Origin of the sequence: Myxococcus sp. CA051A (assembly GCF_013336705.1) — a bacterium.
Classification (GTDB): Bacteria; Myxococcota; Myxococcia; order Myxococcales; family Myxococcaceae; genus Myxococcus; species Myxococcus llanfairpwllgwyngyllgogerychwyrndrobwllllantysiliogogogochensis.
In genome coordinates, this window is the sequence record NZ_JABUMS010000004.1 from 476,904 (window position 1) to 494,710 (window position 17,807).

The 17,807-nt window shown below is 68.9% G+C and carries 12 protein-coding genes; 3 read left to right on the top strand and 9 right to left on the bottom strand.

The features are described from left to right. Nucleotides 1-9 precede the first annotated feature (9 nt). The 4 genes from HUA74_RS15510 to HUA74_RS15525 all read right to left on the bottom strand — a co-directional run bounded on the left by HUA74_RS15510 (nucleotide 10) and on the right by HUA74_RS15525 (nucleotide 3,453). Nucleotides 10-840, bottom strand: coding sequence for a hypothetical protein (locus tag HUA74_RS15510; protein ID WP_371817242.1), 831 nt, complete (start codon nucleotides 838-840; stop codon nucleotides 10-12). After that, entirely contained in the window at nucleotides 837-1,400 is a 564-nt protein-coding gene (locus tag HUA74_RS45595) for a hypothetical protein (RefSeq protein ID WP_254625064.1), read from the bottom strand. The genes HUA74_RS15510 and HUA74_RS45595 overlap by 4 nt, the downstream gene beginning before the upstream one ends. Continuing rightward, nucleotides 1,393-1,953, bottom strand: a complete 561-nt coding sequence (locus HUA74_RS15520) for a hypothetical protein (protein WP_254623703.1) — start codon at nucleotides 1,951-1,953, stop codon at nucleotides 1,393-1,395. Before HUA74_RS15520 ends, HUA74_RS45595 begins: the two co-directional genes overlap by 8 nt. A 171-nt stretch (nucleotides 1,954-2,124) precedes the next feature. Then, nucleotides 2,125-3,453: a reverse transcriptase family protein gene (locus tag HUA74_RS15525; protein ID WP_174455135.1), complete on the bottom strand. Its 1,329-nt coding sequence runs from the start codon at nucleotides 3,451-3,453 to the stop codon at nucleotides 2,125-2,127. A gap of 372 nt (nucleotides 3,454-3,825) precedes the next feature. Between HUA74_RS15525 and HUA74_RS15530 the strand changes: the two genes are divergently transcribed. Continuing rightward, nucleotides 3,826-4,149, top strand: a complete 324-nt coding sequence (locus HUA74_RS15530; RefSeq protein ID WP_174455136.1) for a hypothetical protein — start codon at nucleotides 3,826-3,828, stop codon at nucleotides 4,147-4,149. Between the two features lie 209 nt (nucleotides 4,150-4,358). Here the strand turns inward: HUA74_RS15530 and HUA74_RS15535 are convergent, their stop codons facing one another. Further along, nucleotides 4,359-4,592: a hypothetical protein gene (locus HUA74_RS15535; RefSeq protein WP_174455137.1), complete on the bottom strand. Its 234-nt coding sequence runs from the start codon at nucleotides 4,590-4,592 to the stop codon at nucleotides 4,359-4,361. 270 nt (nucleotides 4,593-4,862) lie between these two features. Between HUA74_RS15535 and HUA74_RS15540 the strand changes: the two genes are divergently transcribed. Next, entirely contained in the window at nucleotides 4,863-5,786 is a 924-nt protein-coding gene (locus HUA74_RS15540) for an alpha/beta hydrolase-fold protein (protein WP_174455138.1), read from the top strand. Nucleotides 5,787-5,797: 11 nt separating this feature from the next. Here HUA74_RS15540 and HUA74_RS15545 read toward each other — a convergent pair whose 3' ends face one another. From HUA74_RS15545 to HUA74_RS15560, 4 genes are all read right to left on the bottom strand, one after another. Next, entirely contained in the window at nucleotides 5,798-12,790 is a 6,993-nt protein-coding gene (locus tag HUA74_RS15545; RefSeq protein ID WP_174455139.1) for a type I polyketide synthase, read from the bottom strand. Nucleotides 12,791-12,898: 108 nt separating this feature from the next. Beyond that, on the bottom strand, nucleotides 12,899-14,509 hold the full coding sequence (locus HUA74_RS15550; protein ID WP_174455140.1) for an NAD(P)/FAD-dependent oxidoreductase: 1,611 nt from the start codon (nucleotides 14,507-14,509) through the stop codon (nucleotides 12,899-12,901). Nucleotides 14,510-14,521: 12 nt separating this feature from the next. Then, nucleotides 14,522-15,565 carry a fatty acid desaturase gene (locus tag HUA74_RS15555; RefSeq protein WP_174455141.1) on the bottom strand — a complete coding sequence of 348 codons (1,044 nt, stop codon included), beginning with the start codon at nucleotides 15,563-15,565 and terminating at the stop codon, nucleotides 14,522-14,524. A 134-nt stretch (nucleotides 15,566-15,699) separates the two neighbouring features. Then, a complete protein-coding gene (locus tag HUA74_RS15560) occupies nucleotides 15,700-16,377 on the bottom strand; it encodes a TetR/AcrR family transcriptional regulator (protein ID WP_174455142.1) in 678 nt (225 codons plus the stop codon). Nucleotides 16,378-16,613: 236 nt separating this feature from the next. Here HUA74_RS15560 and HUA74_RS15565 point away from each other — a divergent pair, with 236 nt between their 5' ends. Beyond that, nucleotides 16,614-17,807: an efflux RND transporter periplasmic adaptor subunit gene (locus tag HUA74_RS15565; RefSeq protein ID WP_174455143.1), complete on the top strand. Its 1,194-nt coding sequence runs from the start codon at nucleotides 16,614-16,616 to the stop codon at nucleotides 17,805-17,807.

Consider the following 17,807-nt stretch of genomic DNA (forward strand, 5'->3'; position numbering starts at 1 on the left):
CTGCCGAGGTCAGGTCGCGAGGGGGCGGGATTCCGGTGCGTCCTCCGCGCCCGAGGCCGACTCCATCCGCGTCACCTCTTGGCGAAGGTGCTCCAGCCATTCCAGGAGCCGTGCTTCCGGGAGGTGGTGTGAGCGGCTCTTCCAGAGGGCTCGCTCCAGTCCGTGAGGTGGCCGCAGGCGGACTCGCAGGGCCTTGTGGACGTGAGGCTCGGGATAGGCACGCAGGAAGGCCACCGCCAACGGGAGGGCCTGCTCCCGAGTCGCGCGTCCGCCCAGGTCGAGCAGGAAGACGAACAGGTCATCCGCGTGGCGCTCGGCGGTGGCGAGGTGCGCGTCGTGTTCGGTCTCGAAGTCGATGAGCCACGCGCGCTGTCCAGCCTCGTCATAGAGGAGGTTCTTCAGGTGGGCATCGCCATGGGACCACGGGCGTGAGGCGTGGGGCGGCGTAAGTCCATGGGCCCGGTGCAGCTCGCGCGCCGCAGCCTCGACCATGGTTTGGGTGAGTCGGCCTTGCGCGAGCAGTCGGTCAAGGCGCTCACCAGGAAGGGCTTCCAGTGCGACGGCGCGGCCCCCGCGTGCCTCGGCGGCGCGGTCCGGGTGGAGGAGCGCGAAGGAATCCAGCTCCCAGTCCCGCCAGCGTTTCGCCGAGGGAAACATCCGGATGTGGCTGCGAGACAGGCGCAGGAAGACATTGCCCGCGGCTATCACCGCGCCCATGCCGGGTCGGCGGTGCTTGTGCCAGAGGGAGACCTCCGGTCGGACCTCCAGGGCCACGGTGTTGACGCGCACGGCGTCCATCGCGATGGCGAGGCCGCGACTCCAGAGCTCCGTGAGCTTCACGCGCGCAGGTCCTCGTACCAGTGGACCACCGCGAGACAGCCCAGGCACCAGCAGCGGACCCAGCCGCGACCGACCAGCCCCCCGAGGAGCATCACTCCCGCCAGCATGAGCACCGTACCCACGGCGCCCGGAGTACCGCCTGCTCGGCGAAGCAATGCGCGTCCGCTGCGCCAGGGGTGCTCGGAGCCATCCATCAGAAGGGGGAAGAGGAAGAGTCCCTGGACCTCGGCGGCGTAGAACGCGAGCACCGCGAGCACGAAGCCGAGCGCGTGCGGCAGTCCGAGGACGACGGCGAGCCCCCAGCAACCGAGGGCCGCGAGGAGTGCCCCGCCGTACTTGAGCGCGCCCCAGCGTCCCGCGTGTGGCAAGGCGCTGAGGACGGGCCGTCCTCGAACCTGGGCGAGTGCCTGCGCCATCCACATCACGCTGCTGGCGAAGCCCCCGCGCCACGCTCCTCGGGCCTCGTGGGCGAGCGTCGAGCCCGGCGCGTCGTAGAGGTGGGCGGCGCGTGTCAGCAGCTCGGTGCCGCGTCGCCATGGGGAGCGCGGGCGGTCAGCCATGAAGGCCCTCGCGGACGAAGCAGAAGTGCGCCCAGGCGAGGAACGCGGTCGCATGGCCGCCGAGCAGGGTCCGATGCAGCAGGGTCTCCCAGGCATCGCACCGCCGACGGTGGAAGACGAACTCGTCGTAGCAGATGAGGACCACCGTCCCGATGAGGACGACGAGCACGGGCAGCAGGAACGCGAGCGGGCGGCGTGCCACCGAGGCGGCGCACATCAGCAGGAAGAGCGGGAAGCCGCCACCCGCCAGGGCGAGGAACTCCGCGCGGTGCTCGTTGGGGCCGACCCGCAGCTGGGCCACGCGGTGGTATCGCCAGTCCGCGACCCCCGCCACCGTCGCTGTCGTGCCTGCGAGGGCCACCACCCAGAGCTCCCAGGGGTAGCGCAGGGGCTCGGTGAGCCAGCAGAAGCGCGGCTGGCTCGACACGAGCGCCAGCGCCACGGCGAAGAGCGTGCCGGGCGCGAGCGAGGCCAGCAGGTTCGCGGCGTCGCGCAGTCGCGCCAGGGGGGCACGTGGCTGGAGGACGGTGAGCTGGGAGGCTGCGTTGGCCATGGCGGACCGCCGGGTGCACGGCGACGCCTCAAGAGCGCCGACGCCCGCGATTCTCGGCCCAAAGCATGCGGAGACGCCAGGAACAGCCACGGACCGCCGAGGCAGGCCCGCGCTTCATCCCGCCACGTGGTGTGGAGTTGCATCCCTGGGGTGATTCAAGAACCGGGGGCCTCACTCCCACGCAATCTGCTCGAAGATCGCGCGAAGCCTGGCTCCCCGAGTGGGGTTGAGCTGAGAGACCCAGGCCACCCGGCCGAGCAGGTGCGCGCGGAACTCGGGATGGCTCTCGGTGTTCTGGCTCGCGGGCCCTCGAGTGCGGCACAGGTGCAGGATGGCCTTCAGTCGGTCGTAGTCCGCCCGAGGCACGGAAGGGTGCTCATTGACCACCACGCCCGCCAGTCGTTGCTGGCGACCCCGGCGCATCACGCGAGTCTTCTCGGTGCGCACCGTGAAGCCCTCCTCCCGGACGATTCGCGCCACGCATCGCAGCAGTCGGCCGGTGCTCCGAGCCAGGGCCTCGCCTCCCGAGAACGCCAGGTCGTCCGCGTAGCGCGTGTAGCGGGCCCCGAGCGCCGCGGCGAGCGCCGACAGGCGAACATCCAGCCGGTACGCGGCGAGATTGGCGAGGGCAGGTGACGTAGGTGCGCCCTGGGCGAGGTGCCGAGACTCGAGCCTTCGTGCCAGTCGCCAGCGAGCGGTGAGCGCTTCTCCATCCGTCGACCGACGGGCCTGCTCCAGCACTCCGCTGGGCGTTCGGGTCGTGCAGAGCCCCGCGAGGGTCGTGGCCACATCGTCGGGATAGCCCGCGGCGCGGAACACCCCCCAGACGCGCGCTGGCTTCACGGAGAGGAAGAAGTCCTCCAGGTCCACGCGCACCACGACGGCCTGCCCCACGTGGGGCTCTGCGAAGCCGCGGACGCCTCGGCCCGCGACGAACCCGTATGCGGCCTCATGGGGCGGAATGACATCCAGGATGCCGTGCAGCACCTTGCGTTGGAGCCGCGAGAGGTCCAGCCCGGGTTGTTCCAGGAGGCGCTCACCGCCGCTGCGCTTCGGAATCCAGGTGTAGCGGTAGCGCCGCCACTGCCCTGGCGGGGTCATGCGTTCGAGTCCGCGAGCATCCGCCAGCCACCCCAATTGCGCGTCGGTCATCCCGAGCCAGTCTGTGAGCTCCGCCTGGGTTGGGAGTGACGGAACGGGCCACGGTTGGCGGCCCATTTCCGGCTCGGTGGCGACCCAGTGGAGAATCTTCACGGGAGCGTGGGGGTTGCCGCAGGCCCGCTGAAGGGCGGGCCGCGTGGCGAGAATCTCCGCGAGCAGTTCGAACCGGGCGTGCGGTGGCCGAGGGAAGAACCGTCGAGTGCTCCGCACGACCGAGAGGAGCCACGGCGTCCGGCCACCGATGACTTCGGCTCCGCGTTCGACGAGTCCCGCGGTCGTCCAGGGCCCGGAGAGGAAGGCGGATGCGAGCGCATTCGCCACGGCGATCCGTTTGCTCATGCCTCACTCGTGCGCCATGCGGCGGTTGGGACCCACCTGTCCCGTCTGGCGTGGCCCGCACTGCGGCTCGCCGCAGTCCCGGCCTCGCGTGGGGCTGTGCTCCTCGAAATCATTCCCCGGGGGTACCCCGGAGAGGCAGCGGACCGTGTCACCACGGACCGTCTACCCGCTGGGTATCCAAGCCGCCGCATGGCGGATGGCACCCTACAAGTCCCGGTGGTGCGCGGGAAGCGCATTATCGCGCAGCTTTCCAACCCGAACGCATCACTTGGGCGGTGGCGTGCTCGGCGCGACAGTCCTGGGCGGGGGTGCCTGGGCCGAAGTGAGGGTGGCGTCCATCATGGCAACTCCTCTCATCCGAAGGAGTCGCACATGCGCATGTCTCGCCTTGCCATCGCGGTGACCACGTTTTCTTTCCTGTCCCTCGCGGCCTGTGGCGGTGTGGAGGCCGCCGCCGATGCACCGGACAGCACGGCGCCTGTGAGTGTGGAGCAGGGCATTGGCATTCCACCCAACTGTCCGAACAATGACCTCGTGTACTGGCTGGAGAACGTCCAGGCCTGCGTCTCGAAGTGCGGCACCACTCGGAAGAACGGGCAGCCCGCCACGCTGTACGCGGGTTGCCAGTCGAATCTGACGCAGACGCGCACCCTCATCGATGTCAGGTACTGCGTCCCCGATTGCGAACTGGCGTGACAGACACTGTCCGGTCAAGCGCTGCACGGACTCGAGTCGCCCAACGGGTCTCTTGCAAGGAACTGGGGCGGTGTGGACGGCAATTGTGGTGTTGTTGCAATGCAGTGGCCGTAGTCTTGACCGCTCCGGAGGGGCGCGAGCCCAGGACGTTCGAGGAACGAGGGACTCGCACTTTTGTGCGAGTCCCTTCCCGCGATCATCCCGAGATGTCAGCCGCAGGTGCCCATGCCACGGCGCTGACAATCCGCCGTGTTGATGCAGAACGAACCGTCGACCGAACATCTGCCAATCAATCTCGCCTGCTCCCCTGACGTCAGCGTGGCGGGGTCCTCGGCAAACGCGCCGCCTACGGAAGGCGGTGGAGACTGCATGGACGTGGTGGCGAACAGGCCCGTGGTGAGGGCCATCATCATCGCCCCTCCAGCAATCAGCTTTCGCATCATCAGTCACTCCTGGGGTGTGAGGCGGCGGGAATGATGCGCCCGAAAGGCGTCAATCCAAGACAGGAAGCTTCCAGGGACTGTCGCTCGACCGACAGCGCATGAAGGGATTGCTGGAGGGTTGTGTGTGGGTGTGATCCGAAGCTACTGGCTCCTGGAAACATTTGCACCTGAGTTGTAGTGGTCTCCCTGGTTTCGAGCGGTCGACTTTCGCCATGGGTTCGGGTTGTGCAGACTCAAGGAGGTTTCAGGCGCTCATCGAGGGAGAACACCATGCGGCTTGGAGTGATTGCGCTGTCCATCGCGATGTGGACCGTCGCCTGCGGAGGCGGCGTCGAGGATGAAGGGTCTGAACAGTGGGGTGCGCAGTCCGCGAGGGTCGTCATCACGACCGAGGACCAGGTCGTGGCGCGCCTGCCCGCGAGCACAGGGGCGATTTATGGCTATGCGGAGTACCTGCCGCCCGGCTACCTGACCTCCCCCAACACTTCGTATCCGGTCATCATCCACTTGAATGGCCTGACGGAGTTCGGCACCTCCACCACGGAGGCAAACCTGCTGGAGGTCGTCTCCCGGCATGGGGCGCTGAAGAAGATTCGGACCACGAGCGAGGGCAAGGCGTACTTCGGTCAGAAGCAGGTGATGGTCTTCTCGCCTCGCGCTCCGACGAACTGGGTGCCAGCGGACCTGAACGCCTTCGTCGACTTCCTGGTGGCCAACTACCGCGTGGACCCGACGCGCATCTACCTCACGGGCCTCAGCTACGGTGGCTACGGAAGCTGGAAGTATGCGTATGAGTACGGCCACCGGCTGGCGGCGCTGGCGCCGATGGCCACCAACATCGGAGCTCCGGGCCCCACCATTACCAGGTTGTTGAACGTGCCCGTGTGGGCGGTGCATTCGTATGCGGACGGCTCGTCGCTGTCCGCCGAGCGCTCCTGGATGCAGGGCGTGACGAAGAACTACGGACAGTTCCAACTGGTGGCGGTGGCTCAGTCGACCACGACGCAGACGTACCTGTTCCCCGGCGCATCCAGCCCCACGTGGACGTCACAGGCCGGGGTGGTGGCGACCGGAACGGCCATCGGTCGCCTCACCGTGCTGCCGGGCTCAGCCCACGACTGCTGGACGCAGCAGTACAACAACTACGCGTTCTGGGATTGGCTCCTCGCGCAGCAGCGCGCTTCGGTGCCCTGAGTCCGTGAAGCTCACGCGGCCGACTGCGCGCGCTGGACCTGTCCCAGCATCAGGGTGGACAGCTCGCGCAGGGAGGGGCCGCTCACCACTTCCATCGTGGAGACCTTCACGCCCAGCTCGCCTTCGATGGCCGTGACGATTTCCAGGGCCATGATGGAGTCCATTCCCAGCTCACGCAGTGGCTGGGCCGTGTTCAGCGCCCCATCCTGCGTGCGCATGACCCTCGCGACGATCCGCGACAGCGTCCGGGTGATGAACTCGCGGCGGGCCTCGTCATCGAGCCCTCCCAGGGCGCGCTCGATGAGCCCTCCACTCCGCTCCGCGCCTGCAGACGGCTCCGGCGTCTCCAGCAGTCCAACGAGCCGGCGTGAGCCGCTCCAGGGAACGAGCGCCGCGCCCAGCCGATTCCAGTCCACGTCCGCGATGGCCAGTTGCACGGGAGGGGCGTCCAGGACGCGTCCGAGCGCCTGGAGCGCGGCATGGGTGGACAGGCCTCGCAAGCCCAGGTGTTCCAGGTGCTGGGCCACGTGGGCATTGCGCGCGACGAGCCCGGCTTCACCCAGCGCACCCCACTGAATCGCCGTCGCCGCCAGTCCTTGCTTGCGGCGGTACACCGCGAGTTGGTCCAGGAAGCTGTTGGCCGCGACGTAGCTCCCCTGTCCCGCGTTGCCGATGAGCGAAGAGATGGAGGAGAAGAGAATCAGGTGGTCGAGTGGCAACGCTCGGGTCATGAGGTGCAGGTTCCAGGCTCCCTGTGCCTTGGCGGCCATCACCCGTTCCAGCGAGGCCCGGTCCAATCGCTCCAGGGGCTTGTCGTCCAGTGCGACCGCGCAATGGAAGACACCTCGTAGTGGCGGCAGCTCGGCGTGGAGCCGCGCGAAGATCTGCTCCAGGTCCGCATACCGGGCCACGTCCGCCGCGAGCGCATGGACCACTACTCCCTGAGCACTCCATGCGGCAAGGGCCTCGCGTGCTTCTTCGGACTGGGCCCCCCTGCGGCTCACCAGCACCAGGTGCCGCGCTCCTTGCTCCACGAGCCAGCGCGCCACCTCCAGGCCAAACCCTCCGAGGCCACCGGTGACGAGGTAGGTGGCGTCCGGTGCGAGTCGCTCGCGCCGCGCGGGCTGACGCACACGCAGCGCCGGGTCCTTCAGGGAGATGCACACCTTGCCGATGTGCTTGCCGCGCGCCATGGCGCGGAAGGCTTCTTCCACCTGACTCGCCGGAAAGGAGCGCGAGGGCAGGGGACGGAAGCTCCCCTCCTCGAAGCGTTGCATCACCTCCTGGTACAGCTCGCGCACTTCTTCGGGTCGGCTCTCCAGGAGTCGGTCGAAGTCCACGGCCGCGTACATCAGGTTCTCGTTGAACGGGCGCAGACGGAGCAACTCATCCTGCTCGAAGCTGGCCTTGCCCAGCTCGATGAACCGGCCGAACGGCGCCAGACAGTCGAGGCTTCGCGTCATGACTTCGCCGGGCATGAAGTTCAGCACCACGTCGACTCCGCGCCCGCCCGTCCAGGCGCGCACGTCCTCCGCGAAGCTTACGTCTCGGGAGTTGCTGATGTGCGTGAGGCCTTGGTCTCGCACGTACTGACGCTTCTCTTCGCTGCCGGCCGTCGCGATGATGTCCGCGCCACACCACCGGGCCACCTCGATGGCCGCCAGGCCCACGCCACCGGTGGCGCCATGGATGAGGATTCGCTCGCCCCGGCGCAGCCGGGCCACGCGCACCAGGGAGTGATACACGGTCAGGAAGACGATGAGGTTGGCGCCCTGTTCGAACGACAGGTGCTCGGGGAGCTTCACCACGTGGCCCGCGGGCAGCACCACGTGTGACGCGACGAAGCGCGGGGCGACGCCGTAGACGCGGTCTCCGACAGCGAAGTCCGTCACTCCCGCACCCACGGCGCTGATGCGTCCTGCGCCCTCCATGCCGATGGCGTCGCCGATATAGGTGTTCTGCTTCACGCGCGCCGAGAGCAGGCCCAGGGCCTTCATGATGTCCTTGAAGCCCAGGGCGGTGGTCTCCACCTCGATTTCGACTTCACCGGCATCGGGAGCGCGGCGCGCTCTCGCGACGAAGCCGAGCGTGTCGAGTCGGCCTTCCTCTCCCAGCACCAGCTCATGGCCCATGCCCTCGGGGACCGGCTCCAGCGGTTGGGTTCGCGAGAGGGCGGGGGACGTCATGAGAGAGCCGCGCACGAGGCGCGAGGCGTGGAACAGCCCACCGCGCTCGGCGACCTCCTGCTCCGTGCCCAGCCCGCTCAGGCGGACCAGCAAGGCCTCCACGCTCGACGGAGTCGCGTCCAGGTCCACCCAGGTGAGGCGAAGGTCCGGCCGCTCCGTCATAGCGGTACGGGCCAGCCCGAGCAGTGGTGCGTGTTCCAGCGAGGGGAGGTCCGACGGTGTCGGCGCAAAGGGGCGAGGTGTTGCGCCGAGCGCCATGCCTGCCGCCGAGCCGAACTCCGGCCGCTCCGTCATGGCGGTACGGGCAAGACCGAGCAGTGGCGCGTGCTCCAGCGAAGGGACGTCTGGCTGTGTCGGCGCGACGGAGTGGATTTCGGAAACCCGTGAGGCTGCCTCCGCGTCGTCGAGCACGGACTCGGCGCGCGTCGTGACCAGGTAGTAACGCTCGACCCGCCCTGGGCGCAGCGATTGGAGCACGCGCAGGAGGGCATCCGCAGCATCCGTTCCTCGCGTCACTGGAGCCTCGCTCTCGGGCGCTGAGTCCAGCCAGCGCAAGTCCACGAGCCGCACCCGCTCTTGCTCCATCCGCGCACCTAGAACGGCCTCCAGTGCCGAGGTGTCAGAGGCATGGTGCCAGCCACGCGCCCCTGACTCGGGCAGGGAGCCACCGAGCACCACCCACGTCACCTCTTCACGCACCTCCGGCTCCGAGGGCTCGATTCGCTCCCACCGCCGCAGGTACACCGAGCGCTCCAGGGGCGTCTCTTCGTCCGAAGCGGCCCGAGGCAACAGGCGGCAGGTGAAGCCAGTGACCTCGGCCACGACGGTGCCGTCCTCGTGCATCAGCGAGATGTCACCGCGCAGGGTTCCTCCGCTCACGGACAGGAGTCGCCCGTGGGCGAGCAGCTTCCGACCCGGGAGTGCGAGCAACTGGATGCGCTCGATGCCCGTGGGAACGATGTCGTGGTGCGCATCCTCCGTCGCTCCCGCGATGAGGCTGTGGAACGCCGCATCGAGCAACACAGGGTGCAGGTGGTAGCCGCGCTCGTCCACGGAGTCGGGGAGGGCAAGTCGCGCGAGCACCTCCCCCGGTGCGCGGTGCAAAGCCACCACGGCGCGGAAGGCGGGGCCGTAGCGCAGCCCTCGGCGCTCCAGGGACGCGTACAGCGCTTCGGGTGTCGTAAGGTCCGACAGCCTGGCCTGGAGCGTCGCCACGTCCACGGTCCGGCTTCCCCGCCCCGAGGAGACGAGCTTGCCTCGCGCGCAGACCACGGGCTGCTGTTCCTCGTCCTGTCGCTGGACGAGGAAGCGGGAGGTCTCCGAGGAGAAGCTCAGGCGCACTCGCGGGCTCGCGGCTTCCCGGAGCAGCACCGCCGACGCGAGCTCCAGTTCCTCGATGCAGCAGCGCGCATCTCCCGTGAGCGCGTGCCGTGCCGCCAGCGCCAGCTCCACATGCCCCGCGCCCGGAAAGAGCAGGCTCCCGGCCACCTGGTGGTCCGCGAGATAGGGCAGCGCCGCGAGGCTCAGCTCCGACGTCCACGTGGGTGAAGGGCCGGGCTCGGAGTCCACCAGCATCGGATGTCCCACGAAGGCGCGTCGCCGACGCGAGGAGCGGAGGCTCTCCTCCCAGTAGACCTTGCGCTGCCAGGGCGTGCGCGGGGCTCCCGCGAACGCTCCCGCTTCGAAGTAGCCCTGCCACGAGACACCCGCGCCCAGCACATGGAGCCTCCCCAGCGCGGTGGCCATCGTCTCCTGCTCGGGAGTCTCTCGCACGAGCGACGCGAGGACCTCTCCGCGGGCCTTCGACGCGCTCAGCACATCCCGGATGGACGAGGCCAGCACGGGGTGCGGTCCCACCTCGACGAACGTTCCATGCCCGTCCACCACGGCCTGCTGGAGCGCCTCCGCGAAGCGCACGGAGCCTCGGACATTGTTCCACCAGTACGTCGCGTCATGGCGCTCGGTCTCCACCATGAGTCGCCCCGACACCGTCGAGTAGATGGGAATGCGCGGCGCGCGGGGGCGCAGCGGAGTCAGAGCGGTGAGCAGCTCGCCCTGAAGCGGGTCCATGAGGGGGCTGTGATACGGCACCTCCACCTGGAGGAAGCGGTGGAATCGCTGGGTGGAAGCCAGCTCCGCGGCCACGCGCTCCAGCGGTGCTCGCTCCCCCGCGAGAGTGACAGAGCGCGCGCTGTTGATGGCCGCGACGGCGATGCCAGGGCCATGGCGCTGGACCTGGTCGAGCGCTTCATCCGGACCGAGTCCAACGGCCAGCATCGCCCCTTGTCCCGCCATCCGCTGCTGGAGCCTGCTGCGGTGAAACGCGGTGAGCAGCGCATCCCTCAAGTCCAACGCCCCGGATGCCCAGGCCGCGCCGACCTCTCCGATGCTGTGTCCCACCACGGCGTCGGGAATGATTCCCCATGAGGCCCACAGTCGCGTGAGCGCCACCTGCAGCACGGCGTTGGCGGGCTGGGCCACCTCCGTGCGGGTGATGCGCGAAGATGCCGCGTCCCGCGTCAGCTCCTCCGCGATGGACCTGCCGGAGATTTCGCGAAAGAGGGCGTCGCATTCCTCCACGGCGTCACGGAAGACGCGCTCGGTGGTCAGGAGCTGTCGCCCCATCGCCCACCACTGCGGGCCCATCCCTGTGTACACGAAGAGGAGCTTGCGTCCCTCGGGCGGCTCCGCGACGAAGTCCAATCCGGGCACATCGCGCTGGCCGTTCGCGAAGGCACGCAGTGTGGCCACCAGGGCTTCCCGGCTCGTGCCTCGGACGGCCAGGCGATGGCGCGGGTGCGAGCGGTGCACGGCTGCGTCGCGGCAGAGTTGTTCCGGTGTGCCGCGTCCCGCCTCCAGCCAGCCGGCGTAGCGGCCCGCGAGCTCGGCAAGGGCTTCGGGCGACTTCGCGCCCAGTGGCAGCAGGTGAGGGCGTCCCTCGGCGCGCCGGGGTGTCAGGGTGGCCACGCGCGGGGGCGGCTCGGCCAGGACGACGTGGGCGTTGGTGCCTCCGTAGCCAAAGGAGTTCACGCCCGCGACACGTGGCTCCGTCCCGCGAGGCAAGGACTCCGGACGCGTGGGGATGTGCAGCCCGAGTGCATCGAGCGGAATCCGAGGGTTCACCTTCTCCAGATGCAGGTGGGGTGGGACGGTGCCGTGTTTGAGGACGAGGGCCGCCTTGATGACGCCCGCCACTCCCGCCGCCGCTTCCAGGTGGCCCAGGTTCGTCTTGACCGAGCCCATCCGGCAGCGCTCTCCATCCGTGCGGCCCACGCCTGTCACCGTGCCGATGGCGTTCGCCTCGATGGGGTCTCCCACGGGCGTGCCCGTGCCATGTGCTTCGACATACGAGACGCGCAGCGGGTCGACGCCGGCCTTCGCGTACGCCTCGCGCATCACCGCCACCTGGGCTTCCGCGTTGGGCACGGTGATGCCCGGAGTCCGTCCGTCCTGATTCACGGCCGTGCCAAGGATGAGTGAATGGATGGGATTGCCATCGCGCAGCGCGGCGGACAGGGGCTTGATGACCAGCACCGCGGCGCCCTCGGCACGCACGTAGCCGTCCGCCTGGTCACTGAAGGCGTGGCAGCGTCCACGCGGGGACAGGAACTTCCCCTTGGACATGGTGACCTGGGTCTCCGGAAGGAGGAGAACGTTGACGCCGCCCACGAGCGCCGCTTCGCTCTCCTTCGCCCACAGGCTCTGACAGGCCAGGTGCAGCGCGACGAGCGAGGACGAGCAGGCCGTGTCCATGGAGACGCTGGGGCCTCGCAAGTCATAGAAGTACGACAGCCGATTGGAGAGCATCGTCAGCGTGCTCGCCGTCGCCGAGTGGCTGTCGAGCCGCTCCCGGTTGTCCGGGCTCGCGTGCAGGATGAGGTTGTCCATCATGAAGCCGCCGACGAAGACGCCGGTGCGGCTGCCCGCCAGCGCGCTCGGGGGCACCCCCGCGTCCTCGAGCGCCTCCCAGGAGACCTCCAGCATCAAACGCTGCTGTGGGTCCAGGGCGTTGGCTTCGCGCGGGGTGATGCCGAAGAAGCCGGGCTCGAACTCGCGAAGGTCCTGCTGGAGCAGGCCCGCGCGCTGGACATAGCTGCGCCCGGGGGCCCGGCCCGAGGCATCGTGGAACTTCTTCGGGTCCCATCGCTCCTCGGGGATGTCGACGATGCACTCGCGCCCCTCCATCAGCACCTTCCAGAAGCTGTCCGTGTCCTCGATGCCTCCGGGAAGCCGGCAGCCGATGCCGACGATGGCCAGGGGCTCGCGCGAGGCTCCGGGTACAACGGCGGCACTTGCGCGAGGCGGGTTCAAACCGAAGCGGCGGCGCAGCTCCTCGGTGGGCTCCGGGCTGCGGGCTTCATGTCCCAGCACACCCTGGATGATTCGAGAGGGAGGGACGGTGCCCTTCGCGTCGCGGACGACGGCGCGCACCTGGGCGGTGGCCACCGGGCGGTCGGGCTCCGATGGGCGTCGGAACTCCTGCTGGAAGTAGAGCCATTGCTCGTCCCACGCCACCAGTCGCGTGCCGAGTTCGTACTTCTCGAACAGGCGCAGCGAGCCCCGGAACTGGAGCGACGTCTCTCCGACGGGGACGACCCAGCGGTGTTGAAGCAGGTCCGACAGGAGGCCCGCGCGCACGAGCAGGTCCACGCGGCCCAGGTCCATCATCGCCAGATAGCGGCTGTTGTTCATGTGGCCAAAGAGGTCCAGGTCCGTGGGCAGGACGCGCCACTGTGTGACGCTTTCCTCCAGGGGGCCCAGCCGTCCTCGGGTCTGTCCGCGCAGGAGGGTCTGGAGCAATCGGAGCGAGGGCTTCATGGTGAGTCCTTTCGGGCGAGGCAGGGGCGTCCGGACATGCGCCGGCGCGGCGGTCACCCGGTTCACGGGTGCCGTCAGAAGAGGTGGAGGGAGGAGGCGTCGCGACCGTCAGGCCGCGCGGAGCGAAGAAGACTGGCGGACGATGTCGCCCAGGACGTTGCGTCGCAGGATGACGGAGGCGGCGAGGACGCCGGACATGAGCGATGCGCCCACGCCCACGGAGACGGCGTCCTGTCCCACGAGGAGCAGGTCGCGGATGGGAAGTCGCGAGCGGAGCCAGGGTTGCCGGAAGCGCTCCGGGCTGTGCTCCAGTCCGTAGATGGAGCCCTGCACGCGATTGGAGAAGTGCGCGGTGCTGAGCGGCGTGGACAACTCCTGGTGCTCCACCCTCCCGCGCAGCCGAGGGAACTGGGCGAGGACGACGGAGAGCAGTCGCTCGGAGAGCTGGGCCTTGAGGGCCTCGTACTCGGGCCCGCGCCGGTGCCAGCGCGTGCCCTCCCATTTCTCGAACCAGGAGTAGGGCACGGGACACAGGGCGGTGAGCGTGGAGCGCCCCGGGTGGCGCTGAGCCCACGAGGGGTCCCTCGCGGAGGAGGAGCTCAGGTAGACGACGGGAAGCGGCGCCGAGGCGTCAGCCCTGAACGCGCGCAGGTTCGCGTCGTGGTCATAGCCGGCGTGGACCCACACATTGGTGGAGGGCAGGCCCACCTCCTCGGGTGTGCCTCGGAGGCCCAGGTACAGACCGAGGTGTCCGATGGACTGGGGAATCCGTTGGAGGGCTCGCACGGCCTCGGGAGGTCGCCAGGCCTCCGGGAGCAACACCCCCAGCGTCTGCGCCGCGCCCGCGCCGCTGACGACGTGCCGGGCCAGGAGCTCTTCGCCGCTGGCGAGGCGCACGCCCAGGGCACGACCGTCTCGCACGAGGATCTCCTTCACCTCGGCACGGACGCGAACCTGTCCCCCGGCGCGGGTGATGACCGGGGCGATGTGGCCCAGGATGCTTCCGGCGCCACCCACGGGATAGCAGCCGCCCTCCAGGTAGTACTCGGCCATGAGGGCGTGCATGGCGAAGCTGCTGTCTCCGGGAGGAAGGGCGTAGTTGCCCCATTGGCCGGTGAGGACACCCAGCAGGCGCGAGTCCGACGTGAGCGAGCGCAACACGTCCCGCGTCGTCCGGTTCGAGTGGCGGCGGAAGGGCCAGCCGAGCGCGGGATAGGTGAGCGGCGTCAGCCAGCGGGGGAGGACGTGCTGGATGAAGTAGCGCTGGGATGCTCGCTCCACGCCGCGCAGCAGCTTCAGGTACGTGGCGATGGCCTTGCGTTCGGCGGGGAAGGCGCGGCCCAGCTCGGCCTCGAACGCCTCCGCGCCGGTGACGAAGTCGTAGCGCTGGTCGTCGAAGACGAGCCGGTCATAGACGCGGTCCATCCGCGCCCAGCCGAGCGCTCCGTCGGTGACGAAGTCGAACACGCGTCGCAGCGGGGCGTCGGGGTCATGCAGCTTGCCCAGGCAGTGCACGCCGACATCCCACTCGTAGCCCTTGCGTTGGAAGGTGTGGGTCATTCCTCCGGCGACGGAGTGGCGCTCCAGCACGAGCACCTTCAGGCCGTGCCGCGCGAGCACCGCCGCCGCGCCCAGTGAGCCGATTCCCGAGCCGATGAAGATGGCGTCGAAGGACGCACCCCTCGCGGGCGCGTCAGCGCGTTGAGAAGGAAGTGTCATGGAGTGAACCTTTCAGTCCCGGGCCGGCGCGGGAGGTGTCGCGGTGGCCAGACGCCAGAGCAGCGCGGGGAGGCCGACGACAGGCCTCAGGAAGAAGTGACGCCGCTGCTCCGGGGTCAACAGGCGGCGCAGGAAGAAGTGCAGGCGAAGCTGCTGGTACCAGGGCAGCGCGGGCGCCAGGTGATGCGCCAGATGACACGGCTGTCCCCAGGGCCCGCCTCCGAGGAGCAGCCCCCAGAACCCCAGGCCCAGCTCTCGCGTTCCATTCACCCGGTCCAGGGGCATGAAGAGGTGCTCGGTGCTCTCGCGGAGCCGGTCCAGGACGAAGCTGAGCCAGCTGCCGACGAGGAACAGCGCCACCCCGGTGAAGAGAAAGCCATGCAGCCAGGTGGCCAGCACCGCGCAGAGCGCGAGGTACGCGTTGGTCAGCGCGACGGAGAGCTGGCGGCTGCGAGTGTGTTCCTGGGGCCGCCACGGGAAGTAGTCCGAGTGGCTGAGCATGGGCGCCAGCGGGAGCAGGCTGCCCAGGAGCCGACGGAAGCGGACGAAGTGGGTGAAGGAGCCGTCGTCGGGCGTCCCCAGGCTCCGGTGATGACTCGCATGGGCCTCCGCGTAATGGAGCGGGTCCGCGAGGAAGAGCCGACAGGCATTGTTCGCGAGCACCCGCAGCCCCCGCGCCACGCGGCCCCTGCCGAGGATGAGGAGGTTGTGCGCGGCGCCCTCGTGGACGCTGAAGGTGACGATGCCGCACACCAGAAAGCCATGCACCGCGCCCGACACCATCCCCGCCAGCACCGTGCCGCCAGGGGTCGACAGGGGCCACGGCAGGAGGGAGGGCAGTAACGTCAGGGATAGCAGGTCCGCCGCGAACAGCCCCAGGAGCAGGAGCACGTTGACGGTGTCATGAAGCGCGGGGTGCGCGCGGAACTGTGATTGATAGTCGCGGGCCCGGTTCCGGATGGCGTCGAGCTGCGGCTGGGTGAGGACGGGAAAGGCTCCGAGCGCGAGCTGCTGGTACGCGGCGGCCCGCTGCTGGTCATCGGGATTCAGATTCATGGAGTGGAGAGCCGTGGCGACAAACGCTGGAGGTGCAATCAGGATGTATTTGATTGCACCCCGGCTCAACTCGCATGGCTGCTCACATTCGCGTCTCCGAGGGGAACGGGGGCCTCGGAGCGTGCTCCACGGGCCTATTGCTCATATTTTTGTCGAGGCGCGGTGGACGTGTGCGGCGGGTGGCTGAGTGCCGCGGGCTCCAGGCGGAGGTAGCCGAGCACGAGCGCGCACAGCTCCTCCGGGAACGCTTCGTTCGTGAGGTAGTCGGGGCGGTCCATGCCCGCGGAATGGCAGAGCGCCTCCAGCGTGTGGACGATGATGAAGACGGCCATGTCCAGCTCACGCGGACGGATGTCCTCCAGTCGCGCCGCGAGGAAGGTTCTCACGAGACGGGAGAGCTGTTGCTCGAAGGTGTCCACGTAGCCCAGCGGACGCAGCACCGGCAGCAGGACATGCCGGAGCGGATCAAGCTGGGAGCGCAGCCGCTTGCTGGAGAGGATCTGCTGGATGATGGCGCGGACCGCGATGTTCAGCGGCGCCGAGGCGAAGTCGCGCAGCGCCGTCTCGAGCTCCGCGAGCCACCGCGTGCCGTGGTGCTCCAGCATGGCGAACACCAGCCCCTCCTTGTTCGGGTAGTACTGGTAGAGCGAGCCGATGCTGACGCCGGCCTCCTGCGCGATGTGGTTGGTGGTCGTGGCCTCGTAGCCGTCACGGATGAGGAGGCGGGCGGTGGCGGTGAGGATGGCATCGCACGTGGCCTGGGCCCGCTGCTGGCGAGGGTGCTTCCGACGAGAAGAGGGGGTGCGCGGCATCACGGCTCCTTGAGCTGTCCCCAAGCATTTCAAGGAGCGGTGCTCACGGTCCAATCGGGATTTCCAGCGCCTTGTCAGACTACCGGGGGCACTTTCGTAAGTGTCCAGCGATTTTCGCCCCGTGGGGTTCGCTCCAATGTTCGTCAGGTTTTGGTGGCAGGAACCCACGCTTTCGATAGAGGAAGGGGCGCGCTGATGGCTGGCGCCCTGTTCCCATCCCCGCTCCCGAGGTTTTCATGTGGTCTCGCTCGCGCTCGCTCCGGCTGGCGCTCGTTGGAATGTCGTCCTGCGCCGCGCTGCTGGCCGCCTGTCAGAAGGCAGCCCCGCCGCAGGAGTCCTATGGGCCCTCCCAGGTCACCGTCGTCACCCTGAAGGCGGAGTCCGTACTCCTGACCCGGGAGCTGCCGGGTCGTACCAATGCCTTCCTCGTCGCCGAGGTGCGGCCCCAGGTCAACGGGCTGGTCCAGCGCCGGCTGTTCACGGAAGGGGGCGTGGTCAAGGCAGGCCAGCCGCTCTACGAGCTTGAGGACGCGACCTACCGCGCGGACTACGGCAGCGCCAGGGCGGCGCTCGAGCGTGCCCAGGCGACCTTGACGTCGGCTGCCTTGACCGCCAAGAGGTCGGCCGAGCTGACCCGGCTGGAGGCCGTCACCGCGGCGGACAACGAGAAGGCGATTGCCGCCCTGGGCCAGGCGGAGGCGGACGTGAAGGCCGCCCAGGCCGCGTTGCAGCGGGCGAGCGTGACGCTGAACTACGCCCGCATCACCTCACCCATCGCCGGGCGCATCGGCAAGTCGTCGGTCACCCAGGGCGCGCTCGTCACGGCCAATCAGCCGGCGGCGCTCGCGGTGGTGCAGCAGTTGGATCCTCTCTACGTCGACGTGAGCCAGTCCAGCGGCGAACTGCTGCGGCTGCGCAAGGAGCTGAGCGCTGGGACGCTCAAGAGCACCGACAGCACGCCGGTGACCATCCTCCTCGAGGACGGCAGCCGCTACGAGCACGCCGGCTCGCTGACGTTCTCCGACGTGACGGTGGACCCGGGCACGGGAAGCTTCGCGCTGCGCGTGACGGTGCCCAACCCCGACCAGTCCCTGTTGCCCGGCATGTACGTCCGCGCCCTCGTGGGCAACGGGCTGCGCCAGCAGGGGCTCCTCGTGCCTCAGCAGGGCATCGCCAGGGACCCGAAGGGAAACGCCACCGCCCTGGTGGTGGGCAAGGACGGCAAGGTCGAGCCGCGCGTCGTCCAGGCCAATCGGACGGTGGGCGACCGGTGGTTGGTCGACAGCGGCCTGGTCGAGGGTGACCGGGTCATCATCGAAGGCCTCCAGAAAATCCAACCGGGGATGCCGGTCCAGGCGACTGAAGCCCCCTCGACTGTCGCGAAGCCAGGGGAAGCCGAACCCCTGGTCCCCGCGAAGTCCCAAGAGTGA